The following is a 17,041-nucleotide window of genomic DNA, read 5'->3' as shown; positions in this document are numbered from 1 at the left end:
GTTCCGCGCTGTGGTCGTTTGCGTAGCGGCTACCGATACGCGCAAGCTCACCTTGGCATTTTAGATCGTATCGCGACAGATGTTTCCCGCCGGGCACGGGCGCATGCTTTATCCAAACCGATCGAGCATTTCGGTCAGCATTGGCCGGAGACGGGCGATCTCGTCGCGATGAACAGATGACAGACCCGCGAGCATCGTCTCGCCCTCCGGCGTCAACCGCAGCAGCGATCGGCGCTTGTCGCCTTCGGAATTGTAGCGAACGACGAGGTTCGACGCCTCCAGACGGTCGATCAGTCCCGAGGCGCTATGCGGCTTGAGAACCAGCCGCGTCGCGACATAGCCGATCGTGATGTCGTCAACCGGCGCGGCCCGGATCGCCAGCAGCGCCTGATGCTGTTGCGGCGCAAGCCCAGCCGCCGCCGCCGCAGTCTCACTGAAGGTCGTAAATAGCCGCAACGCATGGCGAAAATCCGCCAGTGCCCGGTAATCGGCGTCCTTCAATGCGTTCGTATCGCTCATCGCAGTCAGTCCGTGTTGATATATATCGCACTACGATATAATAGCCTGCCTTCCTTGGAGGCGAAAGACTCTCATCATGATCGCAGCGGTACGAGCAATCGAAAACCACCGGCTCGCGGACCATAGCGCCGACCGGCGGATGCTGATGCTGGCGGCGATGGCGATCGTCGTCGGGACTGGCGGGGCGCTTGCGGCATGGATGCTCATCAAACTCATCGCGCTCGCGACCAACCTCTTCTGGTTCGGTCGACTTTCCACGCGGTCAGCCGCGATCGTCGACACGCTTGTCGGGCCGTGGATGTTCGCCATTCCCGTCATTGGCGGTCTCATCATCGGCCTGATGGCGCGCTACGGCTCCGACAAGATCCGGGGGCATGGCATACCCGAGGCGATCGAGACGATCCTGTTCGGCGAAAGCCGGATGTCGGCCAAGGTCGCTCTGCTCAAGCCGCTATCCGCCGCGGTATCGATCGGCAGTGGCGGGCCGTTCGGGGCGGAAGGGCCGATCATCATGACCGGCGGGGCGATCGGATCGCTGTTCGCGCAACGCTTCCACATGAGTGCCGCCGAGCGCAAGACACTGCTCGTCGCAGGCGCGGCGGCGGGCATGACCGCGATCTTCGGGACGCCGCTCGCCGCGATCCTGCTGGCGGTCGAGGTGCTGCTGTTCGAGTGGAAGCCGCGCAGTTTCGTACCGGTGGTGGTCGCCGTCCTGCTCGCGTTCGCGTGGCGGCCGGTGCTGCTCGACGGCGGTGCGATGTTCCCGTTCGTGGGTACGACTCCATCCGGGGGGTGGCCAATCGCGTTCGCAGCGGGAGTCGGTCTTGCCACGGGTATGCTGGCGGCGGCGCTTTCGCTCGCGCTTTACGCGGTGGAGGACGCGTTTCATCGCCTCCCGGTGCACTGGATGTGGTGGCCGGCAATAGGCGCGGTCGTTGTCGGTCTCGGCGGACTGGTCGACGCGCACGTCCTGGGCGCCGGCTATCCAAATATCCAGGCGCTACTCGACGGGTCCCTCGCGGTGCGCGTCATCCTCGCGCTGCTAGTCGTGAAGGCGATCGTCTGGCTGGTCGCTTTGGGATCGGGCACGTCGGGCGGCATCCTCGCGCCGTTGCTGATCCTGGGTGGCGCCGCGGGGGCGCTGATCGGCCAGGTCCTGCCCGGCGGTTCAGGGTTGTGGGCTATGATCGGGATGGCCGGCATCATGAGTGGCGCGATGCGCGCGCCGATCACCGGGGCGCTGTTCGCGGCCGAACTGACGCGGCATTTCGATGCCTTGCCGCTTACCATCGCCGCCGCTGCCGCCGCTTATGCGGCCAGCGTCTTGCTGATGCGGCGATCGATCCTGACCGAGAAGATCGCGCGCCGCGGTCGGCATATCCTGCAGGAATACAGCGTCGATCCGCTCGACCTGATGCAGGCGGAGCAGTTGATGTCACGCACGCCCGCGACGTTGCCGGGTTCGATGACGACCGCAGACGCGGCGACCTTTTTCGCGGAGCGCGCCGAGCATCGGAGCTATCCGGTCGTCGACGATGCGGGTCGCGTGCTTGGCCTGGTGTCGCGGACCGACGCGTTGCGCTGGCGGACTATGCAACCGGGCACCGACGTGTCGCTGACCGAGACGCTGTCGGACGCGTCGCTGCTCGTCGCGTATCCCGATACGCCGATCGGAGTCGTCGCCGACATGATGGTCGAATCCGGCGTCGGCCGCGTGCCGATCGTCGCGCGCGATACGCGACAGGTCGTCGGCATCCTCTCGCGTCAGGACTTGCTCAAAGCTCGCCGCACGCAGCGTCAGTCGGAAACTGGACGGGCCGGTTCGCGCTAGCAGCCTGAACTCCAAGTTGCGCGTCTGTGCCGTCGTTTGCACCGCATGCTATCGACGATACCGTAATCGCCTCGCCGATCAGCAGCAGCGCCGGATCATGATCGCTGATCGTCTCGACCAGGAACGCGAGCGCCGATAGCCGGCCGCGCAGGATGCGCTCGGTGGGCAGCGAGACGTTGACCGCGACCATGACCGGCGTGTCGGGCGCGCGCCCGGCCGCGATCAGGCTGCGCGCGACTTCGCCGGCGGCGGCGCGGCCCATATAGACGGCGAGCGTGGCATCGGGCGCGGCGAGCGCGGTCCAGTCGAGATCGAGCGCTTCGCCGGCGCGGGCGTGCGCGGTGACGAACGTCAGCTTCCGCGCGAGGCCGCGCAGCGTCAGCGAGGCGCCACCCGAGGCCGCTGCGGCGCTGGCGGCGGTGATGCCGGGGCAGATCCGTACCAAGATGCCTTGCGCGGCGAGATGGTCGAGTTCTTCGGTCGAGCGGCCGAAGATCGACGGATCGCCGCCCTTGAGCCGGACGACGCGCTTGCCCGCGAGCGCCGCGTTGGCGAGCAAGACGTTGATCGAGACCTGATCCTTCGAATGGCGGCCCGATCGCTTGCCGACACTTACCCGCTCGATGCCGTCAGGAATGAGTGCAAGGACGCCCGGGCCGACCAGCGCGTCGTAGAACACGATGTCGGCCGCCGCGATCAGCCGCTCGGCCTTGCGCGTGAGAAGGTCGGGATCGCCCGGGCCGGCACCGACCAGCCAGACCGAACCGGGCGGAAAATCATGCGACATTTGCTGATCCTTGCGTGACGAGAAGTTTGGCGAGGGCAGGGCGGCACGATCCGCAATTCGTGCCGGCCTTCAGCGCCGCACCGATCGCAGGGACGTCGGCGAGATGCTGGTCGGCGATCGCGGCGAGGATGATCCTCAGCCCGACGTCGAAGCACGCGCAGACGATCGGGCCACGGTCGACCTGCACGCCCGGCGCGCGGCCGGCGAGCAGGGTGGGCGCAGCGATGGCCTCGCTCAGTTGTGCGACGAGCCAGTCGCGGGGCGGAAGTGCACCGTCCCGGGTCACGAACAGGACCGCGGCGAGCCTGCCGCCCTCCAATATCGCGATCCGGCGCGAGCCCCGAGCCGCATCGATCGCCTCGATCCGCTGGCCCTTCGGCAGCAGCGCGTCGAGTGTGGTGGCGTCGCCGTTGCCCGCCATGTCCCACGCCGTTCCACCCGGTACCGCGACGCGCGTCGCCCACAGGCAATCGGGGCGCGGCGCCAGTTCGCCGCGGACCACGACGAAGCCGCGCCACTCGGTCGAGATGGGTTCGATCCGCACGGGGGTCGATTTGAAGCCCGGCTGGCCCGAGATGGGGTCGGCTAGCGGGCGGGGGAGCAGGCCGGTACGGCCGCCGGTCGCGGTACGGTCGGTCCAGTGGATCGGCACGAACAGTTCGCCGATCCGCTGCGTCCCGACGACAGTCGCGCGAAAGAGGCTATCGCCCTGCGGTGTGATTACGCGCGCCAAGCCGCCATCGACGATCCCCAGTCGTACTGCGTCGTGGGGGTGAATCTCGACCATCGGTTCCTCGCGGTGGCGCGCGAGCTTGGGTGACAGGCCGGTGCGCGTCATCGTATGCCACTGGTCGCGGTAGCGCCCGGTGTTGAGTGTCATCGGCCATTGCGTAAGCGGGGCGGCAACCGCCTTTTGCGCCACTGCCACGAGGCGCGCACGGCCGTCGGGCGTCGAGAACCGGCCGTCCGCGAAGGGCGCGCCGCCCCAACGGAACGGCGTCATCGTGTCATACTCGGCGTTGCCCTTTGCGGCATGGCCAGGAAGCGCGAACAGCCGCGTGCCGCCGTTCTCATAGGCCGACAATCGGCAATGTTCGCGCCAGATCTCGGCCGGGCGATCATAGGAAAACGCGGTCTTCCAGCCCATTCGCCGCCCGACTTCGGCGATGATCCACCAGTCGGGTTTCGCCTCGCCCGGCGCGGCCATGAACGCGCGCTGGCGGCTGATCGTGCGGTCCGAATTGGTGACGGTGCCGTCCTTCTCGCCCCAGGCGGCGGCAGGCAGGCGGACGTGTGCGTGGACCGAAGTGTCGGTGGTCTCGATCACGTCGGACACGACGACGAACGGGCATGCCGCCAGCGCCTCGCGCACGCGGCCCGCGTCGGGCATCGACACCGCGGGGTTGGTCGCCATCACCCACAGCGCCTTGATCCGGCCGTTGCCGAGTTCGCGGAACAGGTCGACCGCCTTCAGCCCGGGCTTGGTCGCCATGTTCGGCGCGGCCCAGAACCGGCCGACACGCGCGACGTTCTCGGGCGCGAAATCCATGTGCGCGGCGAGGCTCGACGCGAGCCCGCCGACCTCGCGACCGCCCATCGCATTGGGCTGGCCGGTGATCGAGAACGGTGCCGCACCCGGCTTGCCGATGCGGCCGGTTGCGAGGTGGAGGTTGGTGATCGCGTTGACCTGATCGGTGCCCGACAGCGACTGGTTCACGCCCTGGCTGAACATAGTGACGGTCTTCGGCGTCGCGGCGAACAGTTCGAAGAAGCGCCGGAGGTCCTGCGGCGGAACGTCGCAGATGCGTGCCACCGACCACAGGTCGCTGCCTTCGTCGAACTGGTCCCAGAACGCATCGGGCGTCGCGACGTGTGCCACGAGATAGTCGTAGTCGACCACGCCCGCGTCACGGCACCACGCGAGCAAGCCGTTCATCAGCGCGACGTCGGTGCCGGGGCGGATCGCGAGGTGCAGGTCGGCCTCGTCCGCGGTCTCGGTCCGGCGCGGGTCGATCACCACGAGCTTCGCGCCCGCATCACAGCGCGCGCGGATGCGTTGATAGACGATCGGATGGCACCAGGCGGTGTTCGACCCGACCAGCACGATCAGGTCGGCGGCGTCGAGATCGTCGTAGCTCGCGGGGACGATATCCTCGCCGAACGCGCGCATGTGGCCCGCGACCGCGCTCGCCATGCAGAGCCGCGAATTGGTGTCGATGTTCGCCGAGCCGATGAAGCCCTTCATCAGCTTGTTGGCGACGTAATAGTCTTCGGTGAGGAGCTGGCCGGAGACGTAGAAGGCGACGCTGTTCGGGCCGTGCTGTGCGATCGTGTCGCGGAAGCGTTTCGCGACGAGGTCGAGCGCCTTGTCCCAGGATGCGCGACGCTGGCCGATCATGGGGGTGAGCAGGCGGCCTTCGAGCCCGATCGTCTCGCCGAGGTGGGTGCCCTTCGAACACAGCTTGCCTGAGTTGGCGGGGTGGTCGGGGTCGCCTGAGATCGTGACGGACCGCTCGCCGGTCGGGGTCGCGAGGATACCGCAACCGACACCGCAATACGCGCACGTCGTGCGAACGGCCGTCATTAACCCTCTCCCCTTCGGGGAGAGGGTTGGGTGAGGGGTAGTTGGGACGGGCAGCACGCGCCCCAACCCCTCACCCCGGCCCTCTCCCCAAAGGGGAGAGGGAGCAGCGACGCGATCACGCGGACGGCCACCATTAGCCCTCTCCCCCTCGGGGAGAGGGTTGGGTGAGGGGTAGTTGTGACGGGCCGCACGCGCCCCAACCCCTCACCCCGACCCTCTCCCCAGAGGGGAGAGGGAGCAGTGGCGCGATCATGCGGCGGCTTTCATCGTCGAGGTGCGGCACAACAGCACACGGCCCCCGGACACCTTCACCGGAATAACCGGCGTACATCCCTTGTCCTCGCCGAGCGCCTCGCCCGTATCCAGCGCGATCCGCCAGTTGTGCAGCGGGCACGCCACCGCGCCGCCGTGGACGATGCCCTGCGACAGCCGGCCCCCCTTGTGCGGACAGCGATCCGCCAGCGCGAACACCTTGCCGTCGCCGGTACGGAACACCGCGATGTCGTCGCCGCCGGTGACCTGCACGGTGCGGCTGCCGCGGACCGGGATCTCGTCGACCCAGCCGATATCGAGCCATTCGCCGATCATGCCATTTCCCTTCCGAGAAAGACGGGCGCGTCCAGAGGTGTGAACCGCGCCATCGGCGCATGCTGCTCGCGATGCTCGCCCGCCGCGCGCGCCGCCCACGGATCGTCCTGCGTGAACTGCTGCGAGAACAGGAACCGTGCCGCCAGCGCATCGCGGCCCTCCGGATCGTCGGCGATCCGCTCGCGGATATACTCGACGCCGATCCGCTCGATCCACGGCGCGGTGCGTTCCAGATAGCGCGCTTCCTCGCGGTACAACTGGATGAACGCGGCGCAATAGTGCATCGCCTCCTCCTCGGTCGCGACCTTGCACAGGAAGTCGGTGGCGCGGACCTTGATCCCGCCATTGCCGCCGACCGACAGCTCGTAGCCGCTGTCGACGCAGACCACGCCGAAATCCTTGATCGTTGCCTCGGCGCAGTTGCGCGGGCAGCCGCTGACCGCGATCTTGAACTTGTGCGGCATCCAGCTGCCCCAGGTCATCCGCTCGACCTTGACGCCGAGCCCGGTCGAGTCCTGCGTCCCGAACCGGCACCAGTCCGACCCGACGCACGTCTTCACGGTGCGCAGCGACTTGCCGTACGCATGCCCGCTGACCATCCCGGCGGCGTTGAGATCGGCCCAGACCGCGGGCAGATCCTCCTTCTTGATCCCGAAGATGTCGAGCCGCTGGCCGCCCGTCACCTTGACCATCGGCGCATCGTATTTCTCGACGACGTCGGCGATCGCACGCAGCTCGCGCGGGTTGGTGAGCCCACCCCACATCCGCGGCACGACCGAGTAGGTGCCGTCTTTCTGGATGTTGGCATGCACGCGCTCGTTGACGTAGCGGCTCTGCTGGTCGTCCTTGTAGTCGCCCGGCAACGCGCAGAGCAGGTAGTAATTGAGCGCAGGCCGGCACGACGAACACCCGTCCGGCGTTGACCAGCTCATCTTCTGCATCACTTCGGGGATCGATCGCATGCCCTGCGCGACGATCTCGCGGCGGACGTCGTCGTGGCCGAAGCTGGTGCATTTGCACATCGTCTTGACCGAACGTTCGCCCGAATATTCGTCACCCAAGGTAACTGCGAGCAGCGTCTCGACCAGCCCGGTGCAAGATCCGCACGATGCCGACGCCTTGCAGGTCGCGCGGACCGCGTCGAGCGTCGCGTTGCCGGCGCCGATGCACGCCACGACGTTGCCCTTGGTGACGCCGTTGCAGCCGCAGATCTCCGCATCGTCGGAGAGCGCCGCAACGGGCGCCTTAGGGTCCGCCGTGCCTCCTCCCGAGGCGAACGACTGGCCGAAGATCAGCATGTCGCGAACGGCCGAGATGTCTTCCGCCCGCTTGAGCAGGTCGAAATACCAGCCGCCATCGGTCGTGTCGCCGTACAGCACCGCGCCGACGATCCGGTCGTCCTTGACCACGACGCGCTTGTAGATGCCGCGCGACGCATCGCGCAGGACGATGTCCTCCGCGCCTGCACCACCCGAGAAGTCGCCCGCCGAGAACACGTCGAGCCCGGCGACCTTCAGTTTGGTCGAGGTCACTGATCCGCGATAGCCGCTGTGACTGTCGGTCAGCCCGTCGGCCAATGCGCGGCACATGTCCCACAGCGGCGCGACGAGGCCGTAGACGTTGCCGTCATGCTCGACGCATTCGCCGACCGCGAGGATCGACGGATCGCTGGTGACCATGTGGTCGTCGACCTTGATCCCGCGGCCGATTTCCAGCCCGGCGTCGCGCGCCAGGGCGACGGAGGGGCGGATGCCGACTGCCATGACGACGAGGCTCGCGGGGATCAGCGTGCCGTCTTTCAGCAGCACGCCCTCGACATGGGTATCGCCAACGATCTCCGCGGTGTTCGCTTCGGTCAGGATCACCTGACCGCGCGATTCCAGCGCCGACTTGAGCAGCCAGCCGGCCGCCTCGTCGAGCTGCCGCTCCATCAGCGTCGGCATCAGGTGGATCACCGTGACCTTCATCCCGCGCAGCGTGAGCCCGTGTGCGGCTTCCAGCCCGAGCAGCCCGCCGCCGATGACGACCGCCGCGCCGCCCTTGTCCGCGGCCTCCAGCATGTGATCGACGTCCGCCATGTCGCGGAACGAGATCACGCCGGGCAGGTCCTTGCCGGGGACGGGGATGATGAACGGATCGGAGCCGGTCGCGATCAGAAGCCGGTCGTACGATACCGTCAGCCCCGATCGTGCGGTGACGGTCTTTGCGGCGCGGTCGATCGCCTGGACCGGGTCGCTCGTCACCAGCTCTATGGTGTTGGTCGCGTACCAGGCGTGGTCGTTGATGACGATCTGCTCGAACGTCTTCTCGCCCGCCAGCACCGGCGACAGCATGATGCGGTTGTAGTTCACGTGCGGCTCGGCACCGAAGATCGTCACGCGGTACCGGGCCGGATCGCGCGCGATCAGTTCCTCGACCGCGCGGCAGCCGGCCATGCCGTTGCCGATCACGACGAGATGCTCGCGCCGCTTGGGAAAGGGGGTGTCGGGGAAGGGGGTTTGGTGTTCCATCAGATCGTCCAGTCGGGTTGGAGCCGGGAAGGGAGGGTCACGCGGGGAGCGCGCCGCTGACCGAGCGGTCGCTGGTGCGGCGTGCGTCGAGCGCCGCGTCGAGCAGCGCGCGCTCGTTCGATTTGTGCGTGGCGGAGAAGCGGACGGCGAGCGCGCAGACCGCGGTGCCTGCGACGACGTAGCCGAGCACGATGAGGCATTGCTGCGGGGTGGCCGACGCCTTGTTGAGGAACCCCGCCGCGACCGCGCCGATGTTGCCGCCCGCGCCGATCAGCCCGGCGACACCGCCCAGCGCCTTGCGGTCGATGAACGGCACCAGCGCATAGGTCGCGCCGCACGCCATGTGCGTGAACAGCCCGAACATCGTCATCGCCAGGATCGCGAGCGTGACGCTGCCGGCATGACCGAACAGCACCAGCCCGACGCCTTCGCCGAGCATCAGCGCGAACAACAGCAGCGCGCGGCCATCAAGGCCTTTTCTGAGCGCGATCCGGTCGCTCGCGATTCCGCCGAGCGCACGCGCAAACAGGGCAAGACCGCCGAAGATCCCGGCCGCCAGCCCTGCGCTAGTCAGCGAAAGCCCGAACCGGTCGACGTAGTAGCTCGCTGCGATGTTGTGGATGAAGATCTCGACCCCGAAGCACGCGCCATAGGTCGCGGCGAGCATCCAGGTGCGGTAATTGGCGGCGGCGCGGCGGAAGATCGCCATGCCGGTCGCCTTGCCGCCGTCGAGTTCGATGCCCGCCGCGCGGAGGTCGACGATGTCGCCCTGCGGGGTGTCCTGCGTGTAGCGCGAATAGACGAACGCCATCGCGAGCATCGCCACGCCCGGCACGAACATCGCGGCGCGCCAGCCGAACGCGTGCTCGACGCCGAGGCCGACGAGCGCCGCGACGACCAGCGGCATCAGGCTCTGCGCCGCGCCGCCGCCGGCATTGCCCCAGCCGCCGACGGTCGCGTTCGCCGTGCCGACGACGTTGGGCGCGAACATCACGCTTGTGTGATATTGCGTGATGACGAACGACGCGCCGATCGCACCGATCGCGAGGCGGAAGAACAGGAACGTCTCGTAGGTCTGCGCGAACGCCAGCCCGAACACCGGGATCGCACCGATCAGCAGCAGCCACGTATAGGTGCGGCGCGGACCGAACCGGTCGCAGAGCGGCCCGACCACCAGCCGCACCAGGATCGTCACCGCGACCGCGGCGATGTTGATGTTGGCGATCTGGTCCTTGCTGAGGCCAAACTCGGCCTTGATCAGCGGCATCAACGGCGCGGCGGCGAACCACGCGAAGAAGCAGACGAAGAACGCCAGCCACGTGACATGGAACGCGCGCATCTGCGGCGTGGCGGCGCTGAACAGGTCGATCCTGGTGGCTTTCGGCGCGGCGGTGTCGATACCTGGTGATGCGAACAACATGGTCGGCCCTCCATCTGCGGCGGACAAAGAAAAAGCCGCCCCGACGGCGACCTTGCGGACGCATCGGAGCGGCTTCGTTGCCTATGGACGATCGGTGGATCGCCCTACGCGGTCAGGTCCCTTCGTTGGAACCGGTCTCGCGATGATTTCGTGTCCGACTCCCTTGCCGAACGATGCGAAGATGACCGAAGTGGCCGTATCGCGCAAGCGACATTTCGCATGTGCAGCAGATTTGGGTTGGGCGGGGCGATTGACCGCTAAAACACCCCTCCCTGAAAGGGAGGGGCAGGGGGTGGGTCGGCTTCCGCAAGTGCGAACCGCAGTGGCTCAAGCTGGCTGACCCACCCCCAACCCCTCCCTTCCAGGGAGGGGCGAAGGCAATGCTTAGGGCAACCCAGCCAGATATCCCTCGATATCGTCCGGATCGAACGCGCGCCGGTCGAAGAACGCATCGCGCCCGAGGATCAACCGCCCCTGCGTCGACCCCGCGCCGATACTCTCCGCGCCTATCGCCCCCTCCAGCTTTGAACTCGCATTCGGCAACGGCGCGCCCGACCCGGCCAGTGCCGCGCGGTAAATGTCCGGTCGGAACACGCCTTGCGCGATATCCGCCTCCACCGCCGAGAACGGCGTGCCGTCCCAGCGTACCATCTGCGAATACAGCCACGCCGCCTGACTTCGCCACGGGAAGTTCGCCGCCTCACGGTACTGGAACATGAAGTCCGGAACGTGGATCGGCGCCGCATCCTTCACCAGCCGCACCCGGTCGCCGATCCCGCGGGCCACCGCATCGACCGGCGCATCGAGATAGTCCGCGCGAGAAAGTATCGCCGCATTCTCTTCAAGCGTGTCCGGATCGACGAACTGCGCGGCGGCGGCATGCAGTGCCCGGATCAGCCGGTGGACGACGTCGCCACGCTCGACCAGCGTCTCCGCACGCATCGCCAGCACCTTTTCGACGCCACGCTGCCAGACCTGCGCGGTTACCAGCGCGATCCGCCCGACGCCGCGATCGACCGCGACGCCGTTCCAGGGCTCCCCGACGCAGATGCCGTCGACCTCGCCCGCCGCCAGCGCATCGGCGGCGAAAGTCGGACTGGTCGTGACGATCTCGACGTCGGTATCCGGGCGGATGCCTACCGCGGCGAGCCAGTAACGCAGCATGTAATTATGGCTGGAGTAGCGATGCACCACGCCGAACCGGAGCCGCCGCCCCGCCGCAGCACGCTCGGTCGCGACCGCCTTCAATCGCGCACCCAGCACCACCGGATCGCCGAGCGCATCGCCGTCCATCACCTGCGCCGCGAGCGGCAGCGACAACGTGATCGCATTGCCGTTGAGCCCCAGCACGAACGGGACCGCCATCGGCACCGCTGGCCGCCCACGCCCCAATGCCGTCGCGATTGCCAGCGGCGCGACCATGTGTGCTGCGTCGGTATGGCCGTAGAGCAGCCGATCGCGCACCGTCGCCCAGGTCATGTCGCGGACGAGTTCGATCTCCAGTCCCTCGGCCTCGGCGAACCCGCGTTCGCGCGCGAGGATCGGCAGCGCTGCATCGACGAGAGGGAGGAACCCGATGCGGACCCGGTCGAGCGCCATCACAAATCTCCCATGAGCGCGTCGCTGGTGATGATCGCGTCGGCGATCTCGGCGATCCGGCGGTTGGATCGCATCGCCTGCGCGCGGAGCAGGCCGTACGCGGTCGGCTCGTCGATGCCGCGACGTTTCATCAGGATCGCCTTGGCACGGTCGACGGTGGTGCGATCGGCGAGTGCGCTGCGAGCCTCGTGCAACTCCGCCTGCAATCGCGCGAACGCTTGGAACCGGCGGATCGCGAGGTCTATGACCGGCTTGATCCGCTGCTTGGCGAGTCCGTCGACGATGTAGGCCGAGACGCCCGCATCTACCGCGGCGTTCGTGGACTCCGCGTCGCTCTGGTCAACGAACATCGCGATCGGGCGAGCCAGCGCGCGCGACACCGCGAAGAATTCCTCAAGCACGTCGCGGCTGGGGTTTTCGAGGTTGATCAACACCACTTCGGGCGCCGCCTTCTCGAGCGCGGCGACCATTCCCAACGTGCCGTCGATCACCACGATATCGTCGAGCCCCGCCTCGCGCAGGCCATCCGAGATGATCGCCGCCCGGGTCGTGCTCGTGTCGATGATCGCGATCCGCATCGGGCGGTCTTATGCTGCACCGATCCTGATGGCGAGGGCACATCGATTTAGTTTGGCACAGTAGGCGAAGAGATCGAGTACGGCCTGAGACCGATCGCTGCGCCAAACAGCCAAACTGGTATTGAAGAACCTACGCCTGAACGTATTTCTAAGCGACTGAAATGATAGCCAATCGCCGTTAATATAGGGCGAAAGTTGGAACGCCGCTAATTACCCGCAAACGACTGCTTATGGGTCGATGCCCCCGCCCGCGCGGCGATGGTCACTCGAAAGTGAGTGGCTTCAGCGTTGAGCGATTGCGATCAGCGCGAGTGCCTATATCATCGAATGACACCATCGGCATCGGAACCGGCTTCTTCAGCCTGACATCGATCATGACGTCGTTCGATAGCGAGATTTCGCCTAGAAACGTGGTGGGTCGCGGCTAGGCCGCGACCCACCAAAGGGTTAGAACGAGAAGCCCGCCGACAGCTTGACCGTGCGCGGCGGGTTGCCGCCGACGCTGTACGAGGACCGCTGACCAAAGGCCGGATCGCTCGCATTGCTGTTGAAGTCGACATAGTTGCGATCGTTCATCACGTTCAGGATATCGACGCGCATGCGGATCCGCGCCTGATCGCTGACGAAGCCGATCGGCACATATTTGGTGAACGCGAAATCCAGCTGTCGGCGGCCCCAGACATCGCCGAGGCTATCCACCTGGCGCCCGACAAGGATGCGCCCGAACGGATCCGCATTGTCGATGAAGCCTTTTACAAATGCAGGCGATTCGATCTGGAACTTGCTCGAGAAGGTCACGCCGATCGGTGTGTCGACGCTGCCCGCGATCACTAACCGGTGCCGTGGCACGGCCGACGAGCGCAGCGTGGGGTAATCCGAGATCTGCGCGTAATCGAGCGAATAGGTCTCGCCGAACTTCCGGTTCTCGTCTGCCCGGGTGTAGGTGTAGGTGGCGTCGATGCTCCACGGCGAGGATGCCGAATAGACCTTGGTCAGCTTGAAATAGGCCGCGTCCGAGTTGGTCTTCAGGCCATTGCTGCCGAGAATGATCGAGCCATAACCGTTTGGCGTGAAGGTGATGGGCGATTGCGGTACGTCGGTCGCCGAGGTCGGATCGTTGAAGAAGAACGAGCCGTCCGTCCTGCGATTGCCGAGCAGGAAGACGAACCCGTCCTTGCTTTCGATGTGCGTGACGCCGACCTCGAGCTCGACCGGCGAGAAGCGACCCCGCACGCCCAGGCTGAACTGGTCCGAATAGGGCACTTTGAGATCGTTGTTCATGAAGCGGAACTCGCTGCCGCCGCCGGTCGCGGCGCCGAGCAACTGCTGACGTCCGGCGTCGGTCAGGTAGATCGGATTCCACGCGATGCAGGTCTGGCTGGGCGTGCAGGGATTGACCGAGTCATTGCCGATGAAGTTGAAGCTGCGGACCTGGAACCGGCCCTGGCTGACTTCCTGCTGCAGGAAGTCGAACTGGTTGCGGTCGTACGACCGGCCATAGCCGCCGAACATCGAGAAGCGACCCGCCTCGTCGAAGCGATAGGTGAAGCCGAGCCGCGGCTGCCACGCGCCCTTGAACGCCTTCCGCTTGCTGCCGTCGGTGATGAAATCGTTGATGTCGTAATCGGCGTTTCTGAGGTTCGGATAATTGCCGGGCGACACCGCCGCCACGTTGACCGCCGGCGTCACGTAATCGAGATAGGCGGGTGTCCGCTCGTAATCCCAGCGCAGGCCGAGGTTCAGCGTAAGGTGGCTGGTGACGTCCCAATCGTCCTGCGCGTAGAAGCCGAGCTGGAAGTTGTTGGACCTGACCGTCGCGTTACCCGACGCATCCGTCGTTGCACCGAACTGGAGCCGGTAGGGCAGCGTGTCGTTGAAGGCGACGCCGGGAATCGCATTGACGTCATAGGTGTATAACGGGTTGGTCAGGTTCTGCTCGAGCGAGTTGAGCTTCACCCATTTGACCTTGCCGCCCACCTTGATCGTGTGGCCCTTGAAGCCGGTGAACGTGAAATCATCCTGCAGGGTCCAGCCCTTCTGGCCCTTCGACTGGAAGTTGCTGCCCGCGCCGAACCGCAGGATGTCATTCCGCTGGACGGACGTCCCGAACCGTTCGGTCGATTGGAAGAACTGCGTTATGCCATCGGTCGAGGGCGTTGGTGAGAAGACCGCATTCTCATAGGACACACGCACATCGTTGATCCACTGATCGCCGGTATGCTGCCAGCGGAGCAGCCCGCGCTTATCTTCGACCTTGTTCAGCGTGGCGGTGCTCGCCGCATCGATCCCGGTGATGTTCTGAAGCCCGGATTCCTTGCGGTACTTGCCGGACAGTTCGATCAGGTCGTTGTCGGTCGGCACGATGTCGATCTTGCCGAAATACAGGTCTTCCTTGAACTGCTGCGCAAACGTTCCGAAATTGTCGCGATACTGCTCCGGAACGGATGAAATCGGGAAGTTGTTGTTCGGGCGGACATCGTACGGGCTGGAGATGCGCTTGCCTTCGTAGGTGCCGAAGAAGTGCATCTTGTCCTTGATGATCGGGCCACCCAATGCGGCGCCGAACTGTTTGTTGCTGGTATCCGTCTTGGGAATATAGGTCGGGAATATCTCGCTCGGCCGGCGATCACGCAGGTTCTGGTTTGTGAAGTCGAAAAACGCTTCGCCGTGGAATTCGTTGGTTCCAGACTTCGTGCCTGCGGTGATCGCGACCGAGCTTACCTGGTCGAACTCGGCCTTGTAGTTGGACGACAGCACCTGATACTCGCCGATCGCGAGCTGCGGGAAGGGATTGCCCGAGCTGGTGTCCTGGCCGGTGATGCCGTTCTTGAGGACGTAATCCTTCTGGCTGACGCCGTCGATGAAGACGTTGACCGTGCGGCTGTCCTGCGCGCCGCCCTGGATGCGCGACGACCCGCTCGAATCCTCGATGAAGCGGACGCCGGGGGCGAGATCGGCGAACGCGAGGAAGTTGCGGTTGTTCTGCGGCAATTGCTCGATCAGGCGCGACGAGATGACGCTACCGACCTGGCCGCCCGACAGCGATCGGATGCGGTTGCCGGTGACGATGATCTCGCCGCCGGATCCTGCCGCCGCGGTATCGGTGCCGGCTTCGGGGGGCGTGGCGGGCGCGGCACCTTGGGTTGCGGGAGCAGCCGGGGTGGGCGCGGTGGCCAGATCGAGGTCCAGGCCGGCGGTCTGGCCGACGCGGAGCGTGAAAGCGTCCGAATTGCGCGTGCCTTTGCGCTGCTTGATCTCGAGCCGGTAGGTGCCGGCGCGCAGCGACGCGAAATTGTACGCGCCTGCTGCGTCGGCGGGCACGACCCGGCGGATGCCGGTAGAGATCTCGACCGCGGCGACTTCGATCACCGGATTGTCGGCCGGCGCCGTGAGTGTGCCGCGCAACGACGCCTGGCCGACCTGTGCCGACGCGGGCGCGGGCGCGAACAGCAGCCCGCTGGACAGCGCCGTCAGCGATACCACCGCCGCACGCAACATCATCTTGTTCATCGTAGTTCCCCTTTTCCCGATTGTTCGGGTGTCTTGTTGTGGACATTGAAAAGCATTGGACCGGTCGACTCGCGGACGACCACGACGGGCACGCGGTGCTCGATCAGGCCGTCGTCTTCGCCCGCGATCGCCTTCACCAGCCGCGCGACGGCACCGGCCCCGAAACTGGCGATGTCGATGCTGGCGCTGGTCAGCGACGGCGAGATGAGGCGGGTCAGCGGAACGTCGTCGAAGCCGCAGATCGCGACCTGGTCGGGGACCGCGACGCCGGCGCGCTTCAGCGCCATCATCGCGCCGATCGCCATCATGTCGTTGCCGGCGAAGATCGCGTCGAATTCTGTGCAGTCGTCGAGCAGCGTCGCCACCGCGCTAGCCCCGGCGGGCTCCCGGAAATCTCCCGGGAGGACGTGCAGCCCGAGTCCGGCGCGGGCGCAGGCATCGCGCGCGCCGCGCAACCGCTCCTCGGCGTCGATGTTGCCCTCCGGGCCGGCGATGTGGACCAGCCGCCGCCGGCCGCCCGCGATCAGATGCTCGACCAGCGCCGTCGCGCCCGCGACATTGTCGATGCGCAGCTCCGAACGGCCGACTTGGCCGGGCGCGCAATTGACCAGAATAGCCGGCATGCCCTGCGGCAGGTGCGCGAGCAACTCGCCGGCTGATACCTGCGGCGCCATGACCACCAGCCCGTCGACCCGGCCACGCATCGCGTGCAACGCCGCGACGCCGCGCTGCGCGTCGCCGTGCATGACCATCATCATGAGGTAGAGACCGAGCTCCGACGCCTCGCGGTCCATGCCGCGCAACAGTTCGGAGAAGAATTCGCCATGCAGGTCGGGGACCACGACGCCGATCATCCCCGACCGCGCCGAACTCAGATGTCGGGCCGCGGCGTGAGGAACGTAGCCGAGTCGCGTGGCGACGCTTTCGATGTGCGCGCGGACTTCCGGACGGACGTTGCTGTGCCCGTTCAGCGCCCGCGACACGGTCGCCACCGACACCGCAGCTTCGCGGGCAATATCACGGACGGTGGCGTACGGCATGAAGCGTCAGGGTCCCCTCTGGCACCGGTCTTACGTGTTGCGACCGGCATCTTGTTCTTGATGTAACCGGTTACA

Annotated in this window: 11 protein-coding genes; 1 reads left to right on the top strand and 10 read right to left on the bottom strand. The window is 66.3% G+C overall.

What is annotated here, in order from left to right; genetic code table 11:
* Nucleotides 1–108: 108 nt before the first annotated feature.
* The gene (locus ASG20_RS06160; protein WP_056049835.1) at nucleotides 109–519 is read right to left on the bottom strand and encodes a MarR family winged helix-turn-helix transcriptional regulator; all 411 of its coding nucleotides are present in this window, start codon (nucleotides 517–519) and stop codon (nucleotides 109–111) included.
* A 73-nt stretch (nucleotides 520–592) separates the two neighbouring features.
* Between ASG20_RS06160 and ASG20_RS06155 the strand changes: the two genes are divergently transcribed.
* Complete coding sequence (locus ASG20_RS06155; protein WP_443025898.1) at nucleotides 593–2,350, top strand: chloride channel protein; 1,758 nt, start codon at nucleotides 593–595, stop codon at nucleotides 2,348–2,350.
* Here ASG20_RS06155 and cobA read toward each other — a convergent pair.
* The 9 genes from cobA to ASG20_RS06110 form a co-directional block, all read right to left on the bottom strand.
* Nucleotides 2,295–3,137: a uroporphyrinogen-III C-methyltransferase gene (gene cobA, locus ASG20_RS06150; RefSeq protein ID WP_082470755.1), complete on the bottom strand. Its 843-nt coding sequence runs from the start codon at nucleotides 3,135–3,137 to the stop codon at nucleotides 2,295–2,297. The genes ASG20_RS06155 and cobA overlap by 56 nt on opposite strands.
* Nucleotides 3,127–5,721, bottom strand: coding sequence for a nitrate reductase (locus tag ASG20_RS06145; RefSeq protein WP_056049828.1), 2,595 nt, complete (start codon nucleotides 5,719–5,721; stop codon nucleotides 3,127–3,129). Before ASG20_RS06145 ends, cobA begins: the two co-directional genes overlap by 11 nt.
* A gap of 249 nt (nucleotides 5,722–5,970) precedes the next feature.
* Entirely contained in the window at nucleotides 5,971–6,309 is a 339-nt protein-coding gene (nirD, locus tag ASG20_RS06140) for a nitrite reductase small subunit NirD (RefSeq protein ID WP_175518279.1), read from the bottom strand.
* Entirely contained in the window at nucleotides 6,306–8,819 is a 2,514-nt protein-coding gene (gene nirB / locus ASG20_RS06135; protein ID WP_056049825.1) for a nitrite reductase large subunit NirB, read from the bottom strand. The genes nirD and nirB overlap by 4 nt, the downstream gene beginning before the upstream one ends.
* 37 nt (nucleotides 8,820–8,856) lie before the next feature.
* Nucleotides 8,857–10,239, bottom strand: a complete 1,383-nt coding sequence (locus ASG20_RS06130; protein WP_056049820.1) for an MFS transporter — start codon at nucleotides 10,237–10,239, stop codon at nucleotides 8,857–8,859.
* A gap of 384 nt (nucleotides 10,240–10,623) precedes the next feature.
* Nucleotides 10,624–11,838, bottom strand: coding sequence for a CmpA/NrtA family ABC transporter substrate-binding protein (locus ASG20_RS06125; RefSeq protein WP_056049817.1), 1,215 nt, complete (start codon nucleotides 11,836–11,838; stop codon nucleotides 10,624–10,626).
* Entirely contained in the window at nucleotides 11,838–12,416 is a 579-nt protein-coding gene (locus ASG20_RS06120) for an ANTAR domain-containing response regulator (protein WP_056049813.1), read from the bottom strand. The genes ASG20_RS06125 and ASG20_RS06120 overlap by 1 nt, the downstream gene beginning before the upstream one ends.
* Nucleotides 12,417–12,863: 447 nt before the next feature.
* Nucleotides 12,864–15,926, bottom strand: a complete 3,063-nt coding sequence (locus ASG20_RS06115) for a TonB-dependent receptor (protein WP_236698749.1) — start codon at nucleotides 15,924–15,926, stop codon at nucleotides 12,864–12,866.
* On the bottom strand, nucleotides 15,923–16,966 hold the full coding sequence (locus ASG20_RS06110; protein ID WP_056049811.1) for a LacI family DNA-binding transcriptional regulator: 1,044 nt from the start codon (nucleotides 16,964–16,966) through the stop codon (nucleotides 15,923–15,925). Before ASG20_RS06110 ends, ASG20_RS06115 begins: the two co-directional genes overlap by 4 nt.
* Nucleotides 16,967–17,041: the final 75 nt, after the last annotated feature.

The organism is Sphingomonas sp. Leaf198 (assembly GCF_001424005.1).
Classification (GTDB): Bacteria; Pseudomonadota; Alphaproteobacteria; order Sphingomonadales; family Sphingomonadaceae; genus Sphingomonas.
This window is presented reverse-complemented; position numbering and strand designations above follow the sequence as displayed.

Bases quoted from the DNA above. Each gene is read 5' to 3' on its own strand.
- nirD (WP_175518279.1), bottom strand. From the start codon at position 6,309: ATGATCGGCGAATGGCTCGATATCGGCTGGGTCGACGAGATCCCGGTC.
- ASG20_RS06130 (WP_056049820.1), bottom strand. From the start codon at position 10,239: ATGTTGTTCGCATCACCAGGTATCGACACCGCCGCGCCGAAAGCCACC.
- ASG20_RS06145 (WP_056049828.1), bottom strand. From the start codon at position 5,721: ATGACGGCCGTTCGCACGACGTGCGCGTATTGCGGTGTCGGTTGCGGT.
- nirB (WP_056049825.1), bottom strand. From the start codon at position 8,819: ATGGAACACCAAACCCCCTTCCCCGACACCCCCTTTCCCAAGCGGCGC.
- ASG20_RS06125 (WP_056049817.1), bottom strand. From the start codon at position 11,838: ATGGCGCTCGACCGGGTCCGCATCGGGTTCCTCCCTCTCGTCGATGCA.
- ASG20_RS06110 (WP_056049811.1), bottom strand. From the start codon at position 16,966: ATGCCGTACGCCACCGTCCGTGATATTGCCCGCGAAGCTGCGGTGTCG.
- ASG20_RS06160 (WP_056049835.1), bottom strand. From the start codon at position 519: ATGAGCGATACGAACGCATTGAAGGACGCCGATTACCGGGCACTGGCG.
- cobA (WP_082470755.1), bottom strand. From the start codon at position 3,137: ATGTCGCATGATTTTCCGCCCGGTTCGGTCTGGCTGGTCGGTGCCGGC.
- ASG20_RS06115 (WP_236698749.1), bottom strand. From the start codon at position 15,926: ATGAACAAGATGATGTTGCGTGCGGCGGTGGTATCGCTGACGGCGCTG.
- ASG20_RS06120 (WP_056049813.1), bottom strand. From the start codon at position 12,416: ATGCGGATCGCGATCATCGACACGAGCACGACCCGGGCGGCGATCATC.